Genomic DNA, 19,867 nt, shown 5'->3' on the forward strand with positions numbered 1-19,867 from the left:
TGCTGTAGCGCTCGGTATCCGATGGCTTGAAGAGAAAATCGTAGCCGGGCTATCCCAGCCACACTGTTGCTTACTCAAGGTGCCCAAGCGCTTCGAGCCGTTGCTCACCCCGCTCGAAAACGCCGACCCACGGGTGATCACGTTCAGCCGAAATCACCGATCACGCGTCCCGAAATACGCATTCTGCTTACGAATTTGGCACCTACGCTCCCGGGCCGTTTTCGGGCGTTTTTTCCCCTTTTTCCTCTCTCTTTCTCTGCCCGTTGCGGACGTGCAAAGCGCCAAGTCCGCAAAGCGAAGTCCCTAAAAATCAGTGACTTAGGCAACACCCCCAACCCTGAAATTTTTCCCCGTACCGGAAGGCGTATCAAAACCAGAGAAAGAGAGAGCCACCTCAAGTCAGCGCAGCCGTACGCGTTTTCCCCTCACGCGCCTTCACCACCACCTCATCGATCCGCCGGCGCTGCGCTTCCCAACACTGGGGCGTGTCGACTGCCAGGTCGAACAACGCGACCTCCTCGGGCAAGGTTTCATTCAGAATCGCGGCCTGGATGTCTGGCGCCAATGCCGTCAGATTGACCATGCGGCTCACGTAGCTTCGGTCGATTTTTTCCCGGGTTGCAACCTCGGCAATGTTGCGCACCTGCCCGCTTTCGATCTGCCTCAGCCAACGATGACCTCGGGCCAGCGCAACCTGCAGGGCCGTCGGCACCCGCGTTTCCCCGAGCGTGGAACCGATGCCCTGCGGCACCACCACCTGCCGCCGGCCGCTGTAGCGGCGCACGCGAATCGGGATGGACACCTCGATACCGCCGTTGCCCGTATGCAGCATCATCGGCTCCCCAGGAAATTCCAGCGTCGTGCGCCTCATGCCAGGGCCTCGCCTGCGGCGGCAGGCACGGATTTCCCACCGGCGGCACGCACCACGTCCAGCGCAAAATGCTCGATGCCGTTGCGGTGCAACTGCACCCGCAGTTCCTGGGGCGATACGACGACACGCTCGACCAGCAGTTGCACAATGCGGTGCTGCTCCAGCGGGAACAGGTTCTCCCACACGATGTCGATTCGGGACAGCGCCACGGCCACCTGCATTTCGGTCATGTCGTGGGTATCGTTGCTTCTGGCCACTTCCCGCCAAACCCGGGCGACCATTTCCGGCGCGCGCATGATGCCGCGTAGCTGCGCCACTACGGCCTCCTCGACCTCGCCCGCCGGCAGCATCTTGACGTCGGACGCGCCGTATCCCTCCTGGGCATCCCGTGTCGACAAGTAGTACCGATACAACCGCCCACCACGCCGTTTGGTTGCATGCGGCGTCATGGCCCGGCCGTCTGCCGTGCAAATCAGTCCCTTGAGCAACGCCGGACGTTCAGTACGGATCTGGCCGCGGCTCACGCCGGTGGGCTTGCTGGTCAGCGCCGACTGCACGGCATCCCATTGCTCCTGCGTCACGATAGGCTCGTGCTCGCCGGCGTAGCTGATCTCCTTGTGTCGGATCTGGCCCAGGTAGACCGGATTGCTCAGAATCTTGTACAGCGCGCCCTTGTCCATCAGCTTGCCCATCCGGTCTTTGCCGGACTGCGCGACCCACGACTTGGTCATCACACCTTCGTGACGCAGCCGCTGCACGAACAATGTCGTGGACGCAGCGCGCGGAAACTCGGCGAACAGGCGGCGCACCACCGTGGCCTCCGCCTCGTTGACAATCAGCTTACGGTGGAGCACGTCATAGCCCAGCGGAGGCACGCCGCCCATCCACATGCCCTTGCGCTTGCTCGCCGCGATCTTGTCGCGGATGCGTTCGCCCGTCACCTCGCGCTCGAATTGCGCGAAGGACAGCAGCACATTCAGCATCAGCCGCCCCATCGAGGTGGTCGTGTTGAACTGCTGGGTAACCGACACGAAGGACACGTCGTAGCGTTCGAACACCTCGACCATCTTCGAGAAGTCCGCCAGGCTGCGGGTCAGCCGGTCGATCTTGTAGACCACGACGATATCGATGAGGCCGCGCTCAATGTCCGCCAGCAGACGCTTCAGACCCGGCCGCTCCATGTTGCCGCCGGAGTATGCGGGATCGTCGTAGTCGTCCGCCACCGGAATCCAGCCCTCGGCGCGCTGGCTGGCGATGTAGGCGTGACCCGCGTCACGCTGCGCATCGATCGAGTTGAAGTCCTGATCGAGCCCCTCGTCCGAGGACTTACGGGCGTAGACCGCACAGCGCCGGCGCTTCCTGCTTGCGTCAAGGCTCATGCACCGGTCCCCTTGCGCTGTTTCTTCGCGCCATCCCGCAGACCGAAGAACGCCGGCCCCGACCAGCGCGTCCCCGCGATTTCGCAGGCGATCGCGGTCAGGCTGCTGTAGGGCTTGCCGTTGTATTCGAACTCACCATTCGGCATGGCCACAACGCAGTGGGTCTGGCCCATGAAGTCCCGGGTCAGCACCGTGCCCGGTGCCAACCGAACGAGTTCACCTCGCCCAGCCTTCTGCGCCGGCTTGATCTGCTCAAGCAACGCATCGATGCGCATCTTGTTGCTCGCCAGCAGTTGCGGCTGCTTCTGCGCCATCTCCAGCTCCTGCAGTCGGAAAGCGATGCGCCGCTCGACGTAGCTACGGTTGTGGGTTGGCAGGGGTATATCGAATAGCTGCGACCACAGTATTTTGAGCTCGGCAAATGGCGTGTCCGGCAGCCGCGCCACGCGGGCAGCGATACTGGACTTGGTGGGTCGCGATGTGGATGTCGTCATTCAAACTCCTTGCTGTTGTTTGACAGCTGCCGCCCGGGCGGCCTTGCGGACTCGGACAGCAGGGTTTGAATGAACGCGCTGTGGCGGCGAGAAGCCAAGGTCTTCTTGGTTCTCTCTGACGTCGTGGGGATTGGGTTGCGCTCGTAGCCGGACAAGCGCCCGCACGAGGGTGGCCGCAACTTCCGCGACCCGCGCCTCGGCGCTCATGCTGCTTGGATCAAGAGGGGTAAAGGGTTTCATGGATAGCAGTCCTCATCACAAAATCAGTGGATGAAAGTCTGCTGGTCCATGAGCCGGCACGCCATCACAGAATCGGCAAGCGCTAATGGCGAATGACAACGAAACACCCCTGATCTGCAAAGCCGGGGCGTATTTCGGGACACTGATCAGTGATTTCGGCGGAACGTGATCGCTTTGGTGACGGCGGCGGTCAAGCCGACATCGCCACCTGCGTCCCCCTCCGGCAATGGACGAGTTGATCGTCACCCATTGACGGCGGCGTCCTTCACTTTCTTCAACGCCCGCACCTTGACGCGCACGGTCGCTGGCTTGGCTTCAAACCATTGCTCCTGACCCGTGAAGGGATTCTTCCCGAAACGACGCTTGGTCGCCGGCACCTTGACCGACGTCACCTTGAACAGACCTGGCAGCGTGAACTCGCCTGCGCCCTTCTTGTGCAATGCCCCCAGGATGGAGTTCTCCAGATGGAGCAGCACCGCCTTCACCGACTTGGCGTCGACTTCGGCCTGCTCGGCCAGATGACTCACCAGGCTCGCTTTGGTGAACGTGTCTTTCAACGGCTTGACGGCCGGCGTTGCGGCAGCGGCCTTCTTCGAGGACGCGGGCTTCTTCGCCGATGCAGTCTTCTTCGTTGCTGTCTTTGCTTTGGTAGCCATAGAGAGGATAGGTGTCAGGTAAATCGATCATCCAGATGTAGCGCGTCGCAACGCGACATCGCTCCAAACACGAGCATAGCAAAGCTGACACCGTGACAGTCCGGGCAGATCCGGCAACGGTCCTGCTTGTCGTTCGATGCAGAACGGCTCTTCAGCAATGCGTCAAAGGTCACCGGGTCCACTGCCCGAGCGTGCAATCGTAGATCGCGGGCCAATGCATATCGACCGCATAGTTCACATCCTGCGCGTAACGCACGAGCGGCAGGAATGACAAGGGAGCCATCGTCAGCCCGTCTTCAAGCAGCAGCAAAGCGCGGCGAATACGCATCTGATGGGAACATCTGGCCCATCAACACCAGCCTGCGCTGCTCCCAGCAAGGCTGATCGGCTGCCTCTTGCAGCATGGTCGCCGCTGGTGCGTTCTCACCAGCCGACACGCTTCGGCCTGCTCCTAGCCCGATACCGTGTCCAACTTACTCTTGGCCTCGTATCGCTCGCGCTTGCGCTGATTCTTTGCCCGGATACGGTCCAGGATGGCGCAGGAGGGACACCAGTGGCCCGCAAAGATTGAACGGGGCGAGGTCTGCCAAACGTGCCCGTGATGGCACTCCCACGTCAAGCGCCGGGCCTTGTTGATGTATGTCTCTGACAGGCAGCGCCCGCCTCGTTCACGCGCAACAGCCTGCATCGCGTCGATGCCCAGACGCCGGCTTTCGTTGTGGCAAGAGCGACACCACCCTCCGTTCAGGACGTTCTGACCTGCGGTTTTCCACACATGGCCTTCCTTGCATTGGAAGCGGTAGCGTGCGCTTTGCCCCAGATAAACCTCGTCCAGACAGGCGCCACCCTGCGCTTGGGCGGCGACCTGGATGCGAGATAGCCCTTCCGGATCCGTCTTCCTCTCGCTCGTCTCCCGATTGGCACACAGCCGGCACCAGGTGCCGCGCAGGATTTCGTTGCCCGTCGACGTCCAGCGATGCCCTTGCGCGCAGATCAGTTCGTGATGCGCGCGGGTGCCGCGGTATTCGCTAGCCAAGCATCGCCCACCCCGCTCGGCCGCCTTGGCTTGCAGGTCTTCCAGCCGTTTACCGCGCGCCCGTGTCTTAGCGTTGATCGTTTCACGCGCACAGGTATGGCACCAGTTGCCCGCCAGCAGCTTACGCCCGAGCGCCAGCCACTCATGGCCGTGCTGGCAGCGCATGCGGTGCCGCACTTCCGGCCCCAGGTAGTCGTTCTCCAGGCAAATGCCGCCGCGCTCGGAGGCCAGGGCCAGAAAGCGCTGGCGCAGTGCTTCTCGCTCGCAATGGGGGCATGGCGCTGGTGACTTGCCGTAGACGATACTACTCGCGAGCCGCTTGAAGTGATGACCCGCCGCACAGGAGAACTCATAGGCGACGTGGTAGCCCCTCCATTCCGATTCCAGGCACATGAAACCAAGCTGATCCGCACGCCGTCTGAGGCGTGCGACCGAGGGATGTTCCGGCAATGTTCCGACCGAAGGCGAGCAGATCACGATGGTAAGACGGGTCAGCGCTCCACCGCCCATGAGTGGATTGAGGAGCTTCAGTATTGATGTATCAACTGGAAGCCAGCTGTCACTTTTGGCAGTCTGGAACGCCGCAGTCTTATAGACTGGCGTGCAGACGAACAAATCATAAAAGAACGGCCCAACTCGTGTCGCCCATCCACCGCGCAGCCCGATCATGGCTCCCGCTAGTTGGATGCCCGCCGAGCTCATCGTCGACGGGCGATACGCGTGCTGAGTCGTTGGCCGGTTCAACAGAATTGCAGCCTACCGAAGTTGCACAGAAGATTATGGAAGTTTGCGCTCACACAGACGGCCGTAGATGCGTAGCAGAAGTGCACGAAGTTAAAGTTGTTGTAACCGTAATGACGGCGGCCGGTAGTATGGAGGCGACGTCGCTCGGTGGCGGCAGTGTTGGGGGGATAGCGAGAGTGATGCGCTATCGGCTGGTGAAGAAAGGTCAAGCGCCCCATGAAGACGATTGGTATCGAAAAAGCTAGGAAACGGTGATGAAGGTATTTCTTGACGACGAACGGGAAACGCCAGATGGTTGGCAGCGAGTGTACTGGCCCGAGGAGGCGATACAGTTGCTAGAAACTGGTTCCGTCGAAGAGATTAGCCTTGATCACGACCTGGGCGATGATGCTCACGGTACTGGCTACGATGTCATTCTTTGGATTGAAGAGGCTGTGGCGCTTCGCGGCTTCAATCCACCGAAAATCACAATTCACTCAGCCAACGCGTCGGCAGCAGAAAAAATGCGCGCCGGAGTACGGACCATAGAGCGCCTTGCCGGGCGCTGATTGATAGGAAAAAGGACCGTGCTGCCGGTTTCGAACTCGCGAATGCGCAAAACCCAGCGCTTTCTTTGAGCTGGCCTGGAAAACGTCGGCAAGTCGCGGTTGCAGCACTGGGCTGCACTTCGTTGGTTGGGTCAGTCTGACCTCTTTCCATGGCGAAGCGCAGCGCTGGGGCGACAAACTGTGGAACCTGCACCATGCGGCTGTTAGCGTTCCATCGTCAATGCGTGAATCTACAGTGCGCGGGAAGCTTCAGTATTGATAGATCAATTGAAAGCCCGCTGTCACCCGGGCAGTTTGAAACGCCGCAGGCTTATAGACCGGCGTACCGGCGAACAGATCGTAAGAGAACGACCCGGCCCGCGTCCCCCATCCGCCGCGCAGCCCGATCACAGCGCCCGCCAGTTGGGTGCCGGCCAGGCCCACCGTTGACGGGCCATAGACATGGCCGTAGTCGAGACCGCCATAGAGCGACAGGCCGGTGTTGCCGATCGGCGCTTGCAGCTCATTGCGCCAGTAGAAACCCCGGTCGCCAATCAGCGACATCTCACCGTCAAAGCCCCGCACGGTGTAGCGGCTGCCGATGGTGATCGCGTCGATCGAATACAGGTGGTCGTTGGTGAACTGTCCACGGAACGTGGTCACGTACCGCAACGGCTGCCCGCCAAGCTTGAACGGCACCGACAGGTTGGCATCCGCCACCAGCATGCGATAGTGCCAGGTCGGGCCACCGCCGTCGGCCAGCGTGTCGTCCTGCGCGCCCAGGTCGCCCACGCCGTGGCGTAGCATCAGGCTGCCGTCGAACTGCGCGGCCCCGAAGTAGTGGCGATCCGTCAGGCCGGTTTCCACTACCGTGTTGTTGCGCCGCTGCTGGGGGATCTCGGTGTCGTCGACGAAGTTCTTGCCGAACCGCTTGGACAGGCGGAACTGCACGCCCAGCACATCGTTCTGCGAGCGCTCGATGACGCGCTGCAGCTTGATATCGAAGTTCTGCGAATTGCCGCTCGACACGAAGGTCTGGTTGACGCCCGCGATCTGCTGGAAGTACGTGCTGGAATACGCCGACACCGTCGCCGTCCAGTACCCCCACGGCACGGAATAGAAGCCGTTCCAGCCGTGGGTGCCATGATCCTTGTTGCTGAAATCCAAGTCCTGGCTGTAGCCCACGTTGAACAGGTCGTTCAGGCCCAGCGGGTTGTCGATGCTGACGCTCAGGTTGCCTTGCAGCTTGCCGGTCGAGCGCGTGCCTGAGTTGTCCACCGCGGCCACGACCGTCCAAGGCTTGGTCCGCTTGACCGAGATCACCACGTCGCTCACACCCGGCACGTCCGTGGGGACGATCTGCATGTCGACGTCCTGGCTGGCGACGCGCTTCATCTGCTCCAGACCTTGTTCGAGGTCGCGCAGGTTCAGCAGGTCACCCGGGCGTGAGGGGAAGGCGGATTTCCAGGTGCCCCGCACATCGGCCTGCGCGAAGCGGATCTGCCCGATCATGCCGGGCACCAGAACGAAGCGCAGCGTGCCGGTGCTCAGGTCCTGCTGGGGCAGCAGTACGCGCGTGGTCACGTAGCCTCGGCTCAGGATGGCTTGCGAGATGCCCTTGGTGAGCAGGTCCACGCCTTGTTTGCCGATGCAGGTGCCGTTGTAGTGGTCAAGCCATGCCTGGGCGAAGGCGAAGGGGTCTTGGGGCAAAGCAGAGGCGCCCTTGATACGGGCGGCCTCGGGCAGGTCGTGAGGGACCTCCAGCGCGAAACGGTCAATGCGGAAGCATGGCGTTTCAGTGGGGAGTTCGGGGAACTCGGCCGGTGCGGCTTGCTCGGCCCGAACCGCAGGAGCTTGCACGGTTTGCTCGCGTTCGCGGGCTTGTTGCTGCTGGCGCAGGCGTTGTTCCTGTTCTGTGTTGGCGGCTGCGGCCGACTGGGCGGGGGTTGCTTGAGCGAAGACGCCGGCTGAAAGAGACGACATCAGAAGGCCGATAGCGCCCAGCGCGATCGGCAGTGATTTTTTTCTGTGTTTCATGTGGAATACAGCAATACTTCACGCGGGCAGCAATTGAGATGGCCCGCCGATTCGCGTTTAGGAATGCTGACTACGCGTTCAAGTTCGCTTGCCGATCCACCTAGACAGCTTACCCATCAGCCCTTGTGGCGGCGGTACCCATCCCGGTTTGAGGAAATCGTACACATCGTCGTAAGCCGCCAGCGGACGGATCGGCATCAACTCCATTGGTACCAACGGATGATCGATCTCGACTGGGATACCTCGATACCAACAGAGCTTTGCTTCGAGGGTTCCGAAGTAAGACATGAAATCCTCATCTATTGGATCATGGCTCTTTATTGGGGCATGCTTTTCCTGAATCAATTTTTCCAGGGCGACTTTGTCTCTCTTGAGCAGGAGCGAATAGAAGTCCTTCTCTTCCGCGCATTCTTCTCGCAGAGGTTTCCTGCCATGTTTGGCAATCTTCTCCACCATGCTACGAAGAGCCTCGTCCTCGCCGCGGATCGCCAGTTGCAGCATGTAGACATGGAACCGGTTATTGAGAGGATTACTGCGCTCTTTTACCAGTGCTGGAGTCTCTACGCTCGCGATTGCTTCAATGACTTCGCGACTATCCGAGAGCAAAGCGGCAAGAATGTCTACACCAACCTCGAATTCAGCCCCTCCATCTTGCCCGACGCTTGCCAGCGTGAGTTTAGAAGCAAGGTGATAATACTGCTTGCATTTTTCAACATCATGCTCTATGAAATAGGCGCTAGCACCCATCACTTTCGCATGACTGGATAGAAATCCAAGAACCGTTCCCACCCTAATTTTTTTTCGTCGACTGCGGATATCATAAAGCAATCCTGGCAATTGACTCTCATAGAAATTTATCAAATTTTCTAATTTCTTCTCGCGACCAATTGAATTCATCACTTCCCTCCAGACAATTTGACTGCGGTTATACCCTTACTGTCGACTCCAGTTACAATCTTCACCAACGTATTATCTTTTTTCGCCTGAAGGAGAATTTCTGCCGTCCTTACAGCATCGGGGTTGCCTGACTTAGCGAGACGACTAATCGCATTGTCAACCCATGCATCAGTCATCTGAGTTGGCAGGCTCCCAGACTGCCCGCTCAACTGTATCGATCCATTCGCATTTAGCGGCTTTACCTCGTTGATGTAGACGGCGTCTCCCTTGACATAAACACCATCAAAGCAATTCCCGCTACCACATTTACCATACATCGGCGTAAAGCCGTTGCGCACGAAGTAATTGTTTGCCACGTATTCTCGTAGATCCCCTTGCAAGGCGCTGCTCGGCAGATTGCCAATCTGAGATAGGAGCGCTCGATCGGCAGTGCTCATGCGCAAGGCTAAGCCCTCCTGAGTGATCTGCTGTGCGCTAATGTTACCGCCTGGTGACGCGGTAACACGGCCCAGCATGGCCACGTCCACTGACTCCAATAGACGGCCTATCGTGCCAGCAAGTTTGCCGGCGACTTGCCCCCCAATCAGCCATTCCTCCACCGGATAAACCGGCTGCGCCGAGCCGTTGGGCGTGGCGAATTGTTCGAGGCGGTTCTGATCGCGCAACTCCATGCCCGGAACAATAGGAGCTGGCGGCTGAACGTTCAGCAAATAGTTGCCGTTCGGATCTGCACGCTGAGCAGGCGTGGCACTGAAATAGGTCTGTACTGCGCCATCGGCAGTAGCAGCCACGCCGTTGACTATGATGGCCTTGCCCATATAGGGCACAAGCATGTCCTGCGCGGTTTGCAAATTCTTGAGATACGCCTCGATGCCGCCGCGCGAACCTTCACTATTGGGGATACTGCCTGTTTGCAAAAGGGCTTGGAGATAAGCCATATTCTTGGCATTCTCCCCGTCGTCTACCATGCCCTTGGCGGTGCGCTCCAGCAGATCAGACCACTCCGTAGTCTTTTGGGATATGCAAGCAGTATCACTGCCGCAAATTTGTCGGGCCTTGTCCTTGGCAAGTTTTGCGATCAGGCTCGTTTCCTCCTGATGCAACTGCCGATTGAACTGCTCCGCCATCTGCGAAGTCGCCCCACCCGCCGCAGCCGCTGTACCCGACCCGCTGGTCGCTCCCGCCACAACCCCACCGATTGCACCCGACACCAGTTGCATCAGTGCCTTGCGGTCCTTTTCAGACAGGTTGCGCAGCGCATCGCTGCTCTCCAGCTCCTTCCCGAACGTCTCCATGATGAGCGTCGCCGCACCCGCGCCCGCCGCCCCGGCCACAAACTCCCCACCCATCGCCCGGCTGATCAGCCCGCCGACCAGCGCATGCACCGCCACCTTCACCTCGGGAGGCTGCCCCTCCAGCATGCTACCGACCTTGTTGTACAGGATCGGCGCCGCCTGCTGCACCACCTGCGCCTGCAACCGCGCAATCTCCTGCTGCTCCTCAACCTTCTGCTTATCAAAGATCTTCCCGATCGCCCCGTCGTTGGCGTGCTCCGTGTCCCGGTTCAAGCCCGCTACCGTGGCCTGCGCGTCCTTGCCTGTCTTCGCCACCTGCCCAGCGTTGTCGGTAATGACGACCGTGCCCGCCGAGATGGCCGAGCGCGTCGTGCCCGACGCATTCCCCGCGATCGGTCCCTGCGCGTTGCCGACCGCATTGCTCGCCAGGTTGCTCACCCCCTGCTGCATCGGCGTCGGCACCGCCTCCGAGTTGAGCGGATTGGCGCTGGTGTAGCTCACGCTGACGCTGCTCTGCTCGCTCGAGTACGCCGCGTGGTTCTCCACGTCCCGCGTGGTCAGCGTGCCCGTGCGCAGCACGTTCTTGCTCGGTGCCGCCGTGGACGAGATCACCCCGCCCACCAGATCCGTGTTGCCCTTCACGTTGATGTTGTAGCCGCCCGTGCCCGCCGCGATACCGCTCTGATGCACCACCGACGCATACGTGCTGTCGGTCTTGCCCTCCGCGACGTTCGCGTTGCCGCTGAAGGTCGACCCGTAACAGAACGGCGGAAAGCACAGACTCACCTGCGCGCCGCCGCTCTCCGAACGGCTGGCGTAGTTGTCCGTGTCCTGTCGGCTCTCCACGTTCAGGTTGCGGCCCACCGTGGCGTTCACCGTGCTGCCCGACGCTTGCGCACCACGCAGGTTCGCATCCCGACCAGCGTTGAGCGTCAGCGTGTCGGCGGCGTTCACCGACGAGTTCACGTGTGTGACCGCATCCCCGTCCGCATGCGCCCGGTTGAAGCCCGCGGCCAGCTCCAGCGTGAAACCGGTCTGGTTGCCGCCCAGGGCCACGCCCACGCCGATGCTCGCATTCGAGCCGCCGCTCTTGCTGTCCTGGTGCGTGTTGTCCTGACGGCTTTCCAGGGTGATATCGCGTGCCGCATCGAGCGAGACGTTACGCCCCGAGATGCTGGAGCCGCGCGCCACGATGTCGCCGTCCACCACCTTGCCCGACGCGTCCTTACCCGTCGCCGTGATGGTCACGTTCTGCCCCGCGCGCAGCGTGCTGCCCTGGTTGACCGTGGCGTTCGCGTTCGACTCGCTCGATGACGACCCGCCGCCGATGCTGAGCGTGGCCTTGACGATGGCGGACGACTGCGCTTGCGGCTGCGCCGCTGCCTGCACCTGGATGGCAGATCCGTTCTGGGAGTTCAGACCTGGATTCCCCGCAGCGTTGTAACCCATCAACGCCGCCTGCGCCAGATACAGCGCCGCGACGCGCGGATCCTTGTGCTGCTCGACAGCCCGCCCTGCCTGCTCCACCGACTGCGCGATGCTCACCGCATAGCCCGACATCGCCAGCGTCACGCCGTACTGGCTCGACGATTCCGTCTGCCGGCTGCGCTCAGCGTCCTGCCCCGCATCGAGCAGCACGTTGCGGCCGGTCACCTTGAGGTCCCCACCGGCCGACACATCGGCACCGTGCACCGTTACGTCGTCTCGCGCGGCGATGGTGACGTTGCCCGCCGCGCTGCTTACCTGGCTGCGGATCGTGCTCTGTTGGCTCTTGGCCGTGTCCAACGTGCTGCTGGCGCTGCGCACGCCCACCGTGCCGGAGTAACCGTTGCCGCCCAGATCTCCGATCGTGCGGTCGGAATGGTCCTCGTGGCGACTGGAGGTGTCGTTGCCCGCCACGATGTCGACCTTGCCCTGCCTGGCCAGCAGGTCCACATCCGACAGCGCCGAAATGCCACTGCCCGCGACGGTGATGTCGCCCGTGCGCGCCTGCACCTGCACGCTCTTGCCGATCACGACCGACGCGTTCTGGCGGCTGCTGTTGCCGGCGGCGTTGTCCGCACTGTGAGCGGAGCCGTAGGGTGCAAGCCCCACCCCGCTGCTGTTCGGCCCGCCACCGACATTGCGGCCAAGATCGCCCCAGGAGGGGCCGGCCGTGCTGAAGTGCGAGCCGGAGCTGCTGGCCGAACTCGACTCCTGGTAGGTGTCGGTGGACGCCTGAAGCACGACACTGCGCTGCGCATCCAGCGCTGCTGTGCCGCCGGCGCTCAGGGTGCTGCCGGTGATGGTGATGTCGCCGCTGGCGGCGCGGCCGTTGGCATCGGTGGCGCCGTTGCCCGTGGCGCGCAGGCGGATGTCGCCCGATGCGGTCAGTTGGCTGGCGCTGTGCGTCAGCGATTCGCTCGACGTCCGGCTGCTGCTGCCGCGGGCGTTGAACCCGATCGCCAGTTGCGGCGTATCCAGCGCCCCCGCGCCCACCTCATTGAGCGAGTTGCGCACGCGGTTGACCTTGCTGGGATCACGCTGCGCCTCGCGCTGGTTGCGCAAGGTGTCCAGCGGCGTGCCCACCAGCCCGACGGAAATGCCGCTGCTGTGCGCCTCCTGGGACGAGCTCGACCACGCGTGATCCTGCCCCGCTTCGATCCGGATGTTCTGCGCGCGCACATCGATGTTGCCGGTGGCGCCGCCAGCCGAGCCCGCCATCACATCGCTGCCGATGATGGCCGCGTCCTTGCCGGCCGAGATCGACACGTTGCCGCCGGTGCTGCCGACCGTGCTGCGCGCATCGCTCTGCGTGACCTCGTGCAGTTCGGAACGGCCGTTGGCGCCGCTGTGGCCGTAGGCGATCCCGATCCCCCCGGTGCCGGAGAAGCCCGACTGCTTTTGCTCGAAGCTGTGCGATTCGTCACGGACGTTCTGGCCGGCCGTGATGAGCACATTGCCGCCCACGGCGTTCAGGCTGACATCGTCCGAGCCCACCACGGCACTGTTGCGCACGGTCAGGTCATTGCCGGCCTGCACGCGTACGGAATTGCCCGAGACTGAACTCCCCGCCCCCACGTCCAGGTGCATCGCGTCGCTGGACGAGGCCGACTTGGACGACAACAGGCTCCCGCTCGCGCTGGACACGGACCGGGTACTGTCATGCACCTCGCGCGCCTCGGCGAGGGTCACATTGCGGTCGGCCACGATGGTGACGCCGCCCGCCTTGGTCGATGCAGTGGACTTGGAGCCCGTCGGATCGATACGGCCGATGCTCATGTGCTCGGGGTTACCTGCAGCGGCAGCCGCGGGTGTGCTGTCCTGCTGCGCGGTGCCTGCCGTGACCGATGAACCGATGAAGGTCACATTCCCCTTGCCGTCGGTCCGCGCCTGCCCGCCTGCGTTCGCGTTCACGGCGGCGAAGGTGGCGTCGCGGCCTGCGGTGAAGGTGGTCCCGACGACCGTCTCGTCGTAGGTCCGGCTGGACTCTTTCCGTGCTTTGTCGTCTGCCGCAACGTTGTTGTACTTCGACGTGTCAGTGACCGTTGTTGCCGTCAGATCGCCGCCGGCGACGACGACAAGATCCTGCCCGGCACTGACCTTCGCCCCCTTGAAGGTGGTGTCATTGCCGCTCTGCATGGCCAGGCTGCCGCCCGCCGAGATCGTGCTGCCCTGGTGGGTCGTGCTGTCAGCTTCCCAATGATGCTGGCTGTTCTTGGTGACCGACTGCGACGTGGTCGACTGCACCGCATCGACCAGGATGTCATGCCCCGCCGTCACCTGGGCGTTGCCGCCGGCGGTGATGTTGGCCCCGTGCACGGTCAGATCGTTGCCCGCCCGCACCAGCAGATCGCCCGTCGAGGCAATCGAACCCTGACGGCCGACCAGCGTTACGTTTGCGCGACTGTTGCCGGCGACCGCCGTCGCGCCGACGGTATCCACCAGCGTCGTGTTGACGATGTCGTGGCCGGCCTGCGCTGCCACCCGGTTGCCGCTGATCTCGCCCGACGCATTGAGGATGTCATGGGTGGCGGAGACCACCGTCGTGCCGTGGGCCTTGTCGCTCGAGATGGTGCCGCCCCGGTTGACGATGTCCGTGGCCGTGATGACCGTCTGCGTGCCACCCTTGATCACGCCCGAGTTGGTCGCGCTGCCTACGGCATGGATCTGTACATCATCGGCGGCAATCAGCGCGCCGGTGGGCTGCAGATCGTTCGCGTGCGTATGTGCCAGATAGACGACCGGCGCCAGCACCTGCTGCGTGGAGCCGTCCGGCAGCTTCACGGTCTGGCTGACCAGCCAGACGATGTCGCTGGTCAGGGCGTCCATCTGGGCCGCCGTCAGTGCGATGCCCGGCACCAGGCTGAACTGCTTGGCCGCGTTGACGCCCGAGGCCATCAGCGCGCGGTACTGGTCTTCGTTGTTGCCGTAGCCCTGCAGATAGACGCGCCCGGTGAGCTGCGTGATCTGGTCGCGCACCAGCTTCTCTTCGTAGAAGCCGTCGCCCAGGCGCTTCTGGACCTGCTGCGGGTTCAGGTTCAGCGCGCTCAGCATGTAGTCGCTGGAGATGAACTTGGTATAGCTGGTCAGGCGCGGGTCGGTGGCGATCAGGTAGGGCTGGCCGGGCGCCGTGCGGAACGAGAACAGGCCGCTGGTCGGCAGGCTGATGTTGAGCGCGCCGTTGCTGCCGGCCACCGACTGGGGCGCATTCACGGCGGGCTGCTGGGCACTGGCCGCCCCCACCGTCTGCTGACCGGAGGTGGCAACGCCGGCAGCGGACTGGTTCGCGCCCAGCGTGCCGCCCGTCGCCCCGGTCGCGGAGCTGGCGGCGGCCACGTTGGTGTTGTTCAGGTTCGTCGCGTTGATCTGGATTGCGTTGTTGGCAATGAGGGTGCCGCCCGTGCCGCCGATCGCCACCGGTGCCGCCACCACTGGCGCTTGTGCCACTGTGCCGACATCCTGGTTCGTCCCCTCGTTCCATGCATAGGTCGAGACGATGTTCCGGGTCTGGTACTGATAAAGCGTCCGCCCGACGTTGTTGACCGTGGTGCCGCCGTAGTTGCCGCTGCCGACCGCGCCGCCTTGCTGCGAACTGCCGATCTTGATCGAGCCGCCGGCCGCGATGGCGCTGTAGTTGTTGTTGATGGTGCCAACGTTGGCCAGCGTCATGTTGCGGCCGGACAGCAGTTGGGCCTGCGGTGCGCTGCCGCCGCTCACCTGGTCCTGCTGGGTCGTGGTGGTCGTGTCGCGGGCGATTTCGACACGCTGGTAGCCGTTGTGGCCGTCACTGCGCGTCGCATACTCCGTGGAGGGCACGTAGTTGGTATGCGGGTCGTAGGCGTCCCAGTAGTTGACGCTCACCGTGCCGTTGCCGTTGTTGGTGACCGCGTTGTAGTAGATCGTCTGGTTCTGGCCGTTGACGTTGACCACCAGCACGTTGTCGACCGGATTCGGCCCCGACGTCTGCGACACGATCTGCGACGTGGAGAAGGTCGCATCGATCGGCGTCTTGTAGCCGCTGTTCCAGACCGCCTGCGTGCAGCCGCCGTGCGGCGCGGCGTTCATGGTCGCGCAGGCGATGTACTTGCCGCGCTTGGTTTCGTGCGCCGTGCTGGTGCCCGTCGTCACGGTCTGCACGATCGGCTCCGGCCGCGTGTTGTTCAGCGTCTGGGTGGCGATCTCCAGGTTGCCCTGCGCTTCGATGGTCGACTGATCGTTGTTGACCAGGTTCGAACGGTTGGCCAGCAGGCCGCTGCCATCGCGCGCTGCGTTGGCGGCGATGTTGATGTCGCCCAGGCTGAAGATCGTCGCGCCGCCCGTGTTGGACAGGCTGTCGGACGCGTACAGGTTCAATTGCGTCGCCGCGGCCAGCGCCGCCGACGCCCCCGTGTTGCTGATGGCTCGGGCGTTCAGCGTCACGTTGTTGCCGATCACGGTGCCCGTATTGGCGAACGACCCGCTTTGCGTGGAGACCGTGTCGCCTTCGATCCGGCCGGCGTTGGTGATCGCGCCGCCGGCGTTGACCGCGGTGGACGCCGAGTTCAGGTCGGCTCCGGCGCGGTTGTCGACGCTCGCCGCATTGACCGTCAGCGCATTGACGGCGGCCAGCGTGCCCTGGTTGGTCAGGGTGCCGGTGGTGGTGAAGGTCAGGTTGTGGTTGGCCTGGATCTGGCTGGCGGCCGAGTGGGTGTAGTTACCGTTGATCGTAATGGCGCCATCGCCACCGGCAATGATCTTGCCGTCGCCGCTCAGTTGCCCGGTCGTGACACTCAGGTTCCGGTCGCTGCCGATGGCGCCGCCCTGGTTCGCCAGCGAACCGGTCGTCATCGCGACACTGCCGCCGCTGCCGGCGTCGTTTCCGATCTTGCCCGCGGTGTTGTCGAGCGAGGCGACATTGAGGCTCACCGCGCCGTTGCCGCGCATCGAGCCCCCCTGGTTGATAACAGCGGCACCCGACTGGTCAAGCGTCAGATTGTTGGCGGCCGATAACGAGCCCGTGCTGTTATTCACAGACTGCGCCGTCGCGAGCGTCAGATTGTGGCCGGCAACAATCTGCCCGCCTTGGGTGTTCGACAACGCCCGCCCGGAGACCGTCACATCGCCGTTGCCGCCGATGGTGCCCGCCCCGGCAACGCCGCCGGTGTTGGCATTGGTGATCGAGGCCGCGCCGACCGTGGTCGCGCCGCTGCCTGCGTTGGCGATCCGGCCGTTCGTGTTGTCGAGGCTCGCGCCCGTGACCTGGAGCGTTGCCGACGCACCGTCCGCTTCGATCTGGCCACCGGTGTTCGTGATGGCGCCCGCCGCTGTGACCGAGGCGTTGCCCTTGGCCTGGATCAGCCCTGCCGCGTTGCCCAGGGTACTGCCGGACTGCACGGTGACGGCACCGCCTGCGGCAACGGTTCCACCCGAGTTGTCCACGCTGCCGCCCGACACCGACACCTCGCCATTGCCGCCGATCAGGCCGCCCCGGGTGTTGGAGAGCGCTTGGGTTGCACTCACGCGGGTTGCCTGGGTGCCGGCGTTCTTGATGGCCCCGCCGGCATTGACGATGGAACCCGCCGATACGGTCAGCGCGCCGCTTGCCGCGACGGTACCGCCCGCGTTGTTCAGCGCGCCCTGGTCCGTGATGGCGACACCTTGCGCGCCCACGTAGCCGCCCGCGCTGTTGTCGAGCGATGCGACGTTGAGTGTGGCCTGCGATTGCGCCGACAGCTTGCCGCCCTGGTTCGACACGGCGCCGGCCTGGACGTCCAGCGCGCCGTTCGTTGCGATCGTGCCGCCGGTGTTGGACAGGCTTGCGGCCGTTACCGACAGCGTGCCCGTGCCGGCATCGGTGATCGTGCCGTGGTCGTTGATCAGCGTCGCCGGTGCGAGCGTCAGGTCCGCGCTGTTGGTCTGGATGGAACCGTTGGTGTTGTCGAGCGTGCCGGACACTCCGATCGTGATCGGCCCCGTTCCGGACTGCGTGATGCTGCCGTTGCGGTTGATCAGGTTGGCCGCGGCCAGCGCAAGCTGGTTGCCGGTGAGGGTCCCCGCGCTGTTGTCGAGCGTCGCGGCGGAAACACTTGTCCGCTGGCCGGATGCAATCGTGCCGCCCGCGTTGGTCAGCGTCGTCCCGGCGGAGACCGTGGTATTGCCGTTGGCGGCGAGCGTGCCGGCATTGGTCAGGGTCTGCGCCGTGCTAACGCCCAGGTTCTGCACGGCACTGATGGTGCCGGCGTTGCTCAGTTGGCCGGCCTGCACGGTCACATTGCCGTTGCCGCCAATCGTGCCGCCCTGGGCGTTGGTGAGCCGCCCGGTCGTGGTGAGGTTCAGACCGTCAGCATTGAGCGAGGCGATGTGGCCCGCCGTGTTGTCCAGGCTGCCCGCGTTGGCATTGAGCGCTCCGGCCGCTTGCAATGTGCCGCCCTGGTTGGCGAGCACGCCCGCGATGTTGGCCGACAGCGCATTCTGCGAGACGACCTGCCCGCCCTGGTTGGACAGACTGCCGGCCGTGATGGCTGTGGCGCCCTGGCTGGCGAGATGGCCACGGTCGTTGATCAGCGCGCCCTGGGCGTTGGCGCTCAGCGCCCCGCCCGCGCTCGCTGTCGCACCGGTCAGATCCAGATTGCCGGTCTGGGCGTTCAGACTGAGGTTGCCGTTGGCCGAGGTCTGGCTGCCGGCAAGATTGACGCTCGCACCCTGCAGGGTCGCATTGCCACCAGCCACGTTCTGGCCGGTCGCGGACATCGATCCTCCGGCAACCACGGAGAGGTCGCCCGCATGCGCGAGCGAGCCGTCGCTGTTGACGCCGGCACCCAGCGTCCCGCTGGAGGTGACGTGGTTCGCGTTGAGGCTCAGGTTCTGCTGCGCGGCGAGCGTGCCGCTGTTCGTCAGGTCACCGGACGTGCTGAGGGAGGCGGATTGCCGGCCGTAGGTGGTGCCGGTGTTATCGATGCCGCCCTGGGCGGACACGGACAGGTTGCCGCTCGCGTTGGTCTGGCCGGCGAGCACCAGTTTGCCCTGCGACGTCAGCGTCAGATCACCCGCCTGGGCCGCCGCCACGCCGCGCAGGGAAACCCCAACACCTTTCTCGGTCGAGGCCAGCAGAATCTTGTTGGCATACATGCCGCCCAGCTGGCTCACGTCGATGCCGTTGGCGGGCGCGGCGCCGTCCCCGGCAATCGGCGTCGCGCCGAGGGTGCTACGGTCGACCTGGTTCGCGCCAGCCACCACGTTGAGCTGGTTGGCGTACACGGAAGCGTTGACCGACACCGCCCGCGCAATCAGGTCCACCTGGTCGACGTTGCTGGCGTTCAGGCCCGCGCCCTGCACCGTGATCTGGCCCCCGGTCACGCGGTAGGCATCGAGGCTGCCGCTACCGCCGAAAACGGGCACCCCGGTCGTCAACGTCGCCCGGCTCGTATTGATGAAGCCCCCGCTGTTGACCAGGATGCCGTTCGGGTTGGCGATCACCACTTCCGCACGCGGTCCGGCCACCTCCAGATACCCCTGCAGGGTACTCGGCGACGTGCTGGTGACCTGGTTGACGATGATGCGCGCCGAACCGCCGGGCAGCAGGTTCGGGTTGCCGTTGATGTAGCCGGCCTGCTGCGTTTGCGTGATGCCGGGGGCGTTGTTGAGGAGGGTGCCCTGACCGGGAACGTTGAACTGCGTATAGGTATTGAGCGAAACACCGCTTCCGTTCGGACGTGCGATGTTGACTTGCTGCAATCCACTCTGCGTCTGGATGACATGGGCGCCCGACCCCGGGGCCGCGACAACCTGGGCCTGCACGGTATAGGACATGCCCAATACGCACCATGCCCCGAACACCACCGGCAGCACGGCGAAGCGCGCGGCGGTGGAGGTCGATGCGGCCGACATGCCGGCTTGCCCGCCGGTCTGACGCCCCTTGCCTGTGCTTCTCGCCGATTCCTCTACGGCAACCAACATGCCGCGTACAGCGTTGAAAACGGTTCGATAGCACTTCGCGTTCATGACAACCCGGATTTTGTAATTTTTACGAGGCCCGGATTCTAAGCGAAAACAGCTTCACAAAGTGGTGATTACTACTCAATATGAGGTATCTGTGCGGCAACGTTGCGGAAATCAGTCGCAACCCCATCCAATTCTCAACAAAACTCACACAACTAGATTCACCCGGGAAGTTTCCCGCGCTAGGTGGGTTACACCCTGGCTTGCTCTTGAGCCAGGCCAGTCATTGCCC

Annotated in this window: 10 protein-coding genes; 1 reads left to right on the forward strand and 9 read right to left on the reverse strand. The window is 63.4% G+C overall.

The features are described from left to right. Positions 1–394 precede the first annotated feature (394 nt). From GO999_RS12315 to GO999_RS12340, 6 genes are all read right to left on the reverse strand, one after another. Positions 395–871: a ParB/RepB/Spo0J family partition protein gene (locus tag GO999_RS12315; RefSeq protein WP_019717773.1), complete on the reverse strand. Its 477-nt coding sequence runs from the start codon at positions 869–871 to the stop codon at positions 395–397. Next, entirely contained in the window at positions 868–2,250 is a 1,383-nt protein-coding gene (locus GO999_RS12320) for a recombinase family protein (protein ID WP_211906273.1), read from the reverse strand. The genes GO999_RS12315 and GO999_RS12320 overlap by 4 nt, the downstream gene beginning before the upstream one ends. Continuing rightward, positions 2,247–2,744, reverse strand: a complete 498-nt coding sequence (locus GO999_RS12325; RefSeq protein WP_038938302.1) for a DUF2924 domain-containing protein — start codon at positions 2,742–2,744, stop codon at positions 2,247–2,249. The genes GO999_RS12320 and GO999_RS12325 overlap by 4 nt, the downstream gene beginning before the upstream one ends. A gap of 482 nt (positions 2,745–3,226) precedes the next feature. Next, positions 3,227–3,640: an HU family DNA-binding protein gene (locus GO999_RS12330; RefSeq protein WP_029240251.1), complete on the reverse strand. Its 414-nt coding sequence runs from the start codon at positions 3,638–3,640 to the stop codon at positions 3,227–3,229. A gap of 169 nt (positions 3,641–3,809) precedes the next feature. Then, positions 3,810–3,968 carry a hypothetical protein gene (locus GO999_RS12335; RefSeq protein WP_019717768.1) on the reverse strand — a complete coding sequence of 53 codons (159 nt, stop codon included), beginning with the start codon at positions 3,966–3,968 and terminating at the stop codon, positions 3,810–3,812. A gap of 123 nt (positions 3,969–4,091) precedes the next feature. Next, positions 4,092–5,345, reverse strand: coding sequence for a hypothetical protein (locus tag GO999_RS12340; RefSeq protein ID WP_241771643.1), 1,254 nt, complete (start codon positions 5,343–5,345; stop codon positions 4,092–4,094). A gap of 329 nt (positions 5,346–5,674) precedes the next feature. Between GO999_RS12340 and GO999_RS12350 the strand changes: the two genes are divergently transcribed. Further along, positions 5,675–5,968, forward strand: a complete 294-nt coding sequence (locus GO999_RS12350; protein ID WP_029240249.1) for a cyclic-phosphate processing receiver domain-containing protein — start codon at positions 5,675–5,677, stop codon at positions 5,966–5,968. A gap of 249 nt (positions 5,969–6,217) precedes the next feature. Here GO999_RS12350 and GO999_RS12355 read toward each other — a convergent pair whose 3' ends face one another. From GO999_RS12355 to GO999_RS12365, 3 genes are all read right to left on the reverse strand, one after another. Continuing rightward, the gene (locus GO999_RS12355; protein WP_211906274.1) at positions 6,218–7,984 is read right to left on the reverse strand and encodes a ShlB/FhaC/HecB family hemolysin secretion/activation protein; all 1,767 of its coding nucleotides are present in this window, start codon (positions 7,982–7,984) and stop codon (positions 6,218–6,220) included. A 78-nt stretch (positions 7,985–8,062) separates the two neighbouring features. Further along, a complete protein-coding gene (locus tag GO999_RS12360) occupies positions 8,063–8,881 on the reverse strand; it encodes an Imm49 family immunity protein (protein WP_071615550.1) in 819 nt (272 codons plus the stop codon). Next, positions 8,881–19,638 carry a hemagglutinin repeat-containing protein gene (locus GO999_RS12365; RefSeq protein ID WP_249215030.1) on the reverse strand — a complete coding sequence of 3,586 codons (10,758 nt, stop codon included), beginning with the start codon at positions 19,636–19,638 and terminating at the stop codon, positions 8,881–8,883. Before GO999_RS12365 ends, GO999_RS12360 begins: the two co-directional genes overlap by 1 nt. Between the last annotated feature and the right edge of the window lie 229 nt (positions 19,639–19,867).

It is taken from the genome of Ralstonia nicotianae, from assembly GCF_018243235.1.
GTDB classification, from domain to species: domain Bacteria; phylum Pseudomonadota; class Gammaproteobacteria; order Burkholderiales; family Burkholderiaceae; genus Ralstonia; species Ralstonia nicotianae.

Coding starts and splice junctions, on each gene's coding strand:
- GO999_RS12320 (WP_211906273.1), bottom strand. CDS start 2,250: ATGAGCCTTGACGCAAGCAGGAAGCGCCGGCGCTGTGCGGTCTACGCC.
- GO999_RS12330 (WP_029240251.1), bottom strand. CDS start 3,640: ATGGCTACCAAAGCAAAGACAGCAACGAAGAAGACTGCATCGGCGAAG.
- GO999_RS12355 (WP_211906274.1), bottom strand. CDS start 7,984: ATGAAACACAGAAAAAAATCACTGCCGATCGCGCTGGGCGCTATCGGC.
- GO999_RS12315 (WP_019717773.1), bottom strand. CDS start 871: ATGAGGCGCACGACGCTGGAATTTCCTGGGGAGCCGATGATGCTGCAT.
- GO999_RS12360 (WP_071615550.1), bottom strand. CDS start 8,881: ATGAATTCAATTGGTCGCGAGAAGAAATTAGAAAATTTGATAAATTTC.
- GO999_RS12335 (WP_019717768.1), bottom strand. CDS start 3,968: ATGCGTATTCGCCGCGCTTTGCTGCTGCTTGAAGACGGGCTGACGATG.
- GO999_RS12365 (WP_249215030.1), bottom strand. CDS start 19,638: ATGAACGCGAAGTGCTATCGAACCGTTTTCAACGCTGTACGCGGCATG.
- GO999_RS12340 (WP_241771643.1), bottom strand. CDS start 5,345: ATGATCGGGCTGCGCGGTGGATGGGCGACACGAGTTGGGCCGTTCTTT.
- GO999_RS12325 (WP_038938302.1), bottom strand. CDS start 2,744: ATGACGACATCCACATCGCGACCCACCAAGTCCAGTATCGCTGCCCGC.
- GO999_RS12350 (WP_029240249.1), top strand. CDS start 5,675: ATGAAGGTATTTCTTGACGACGAACGGGAAACGCCAGATGGTTGGCAG.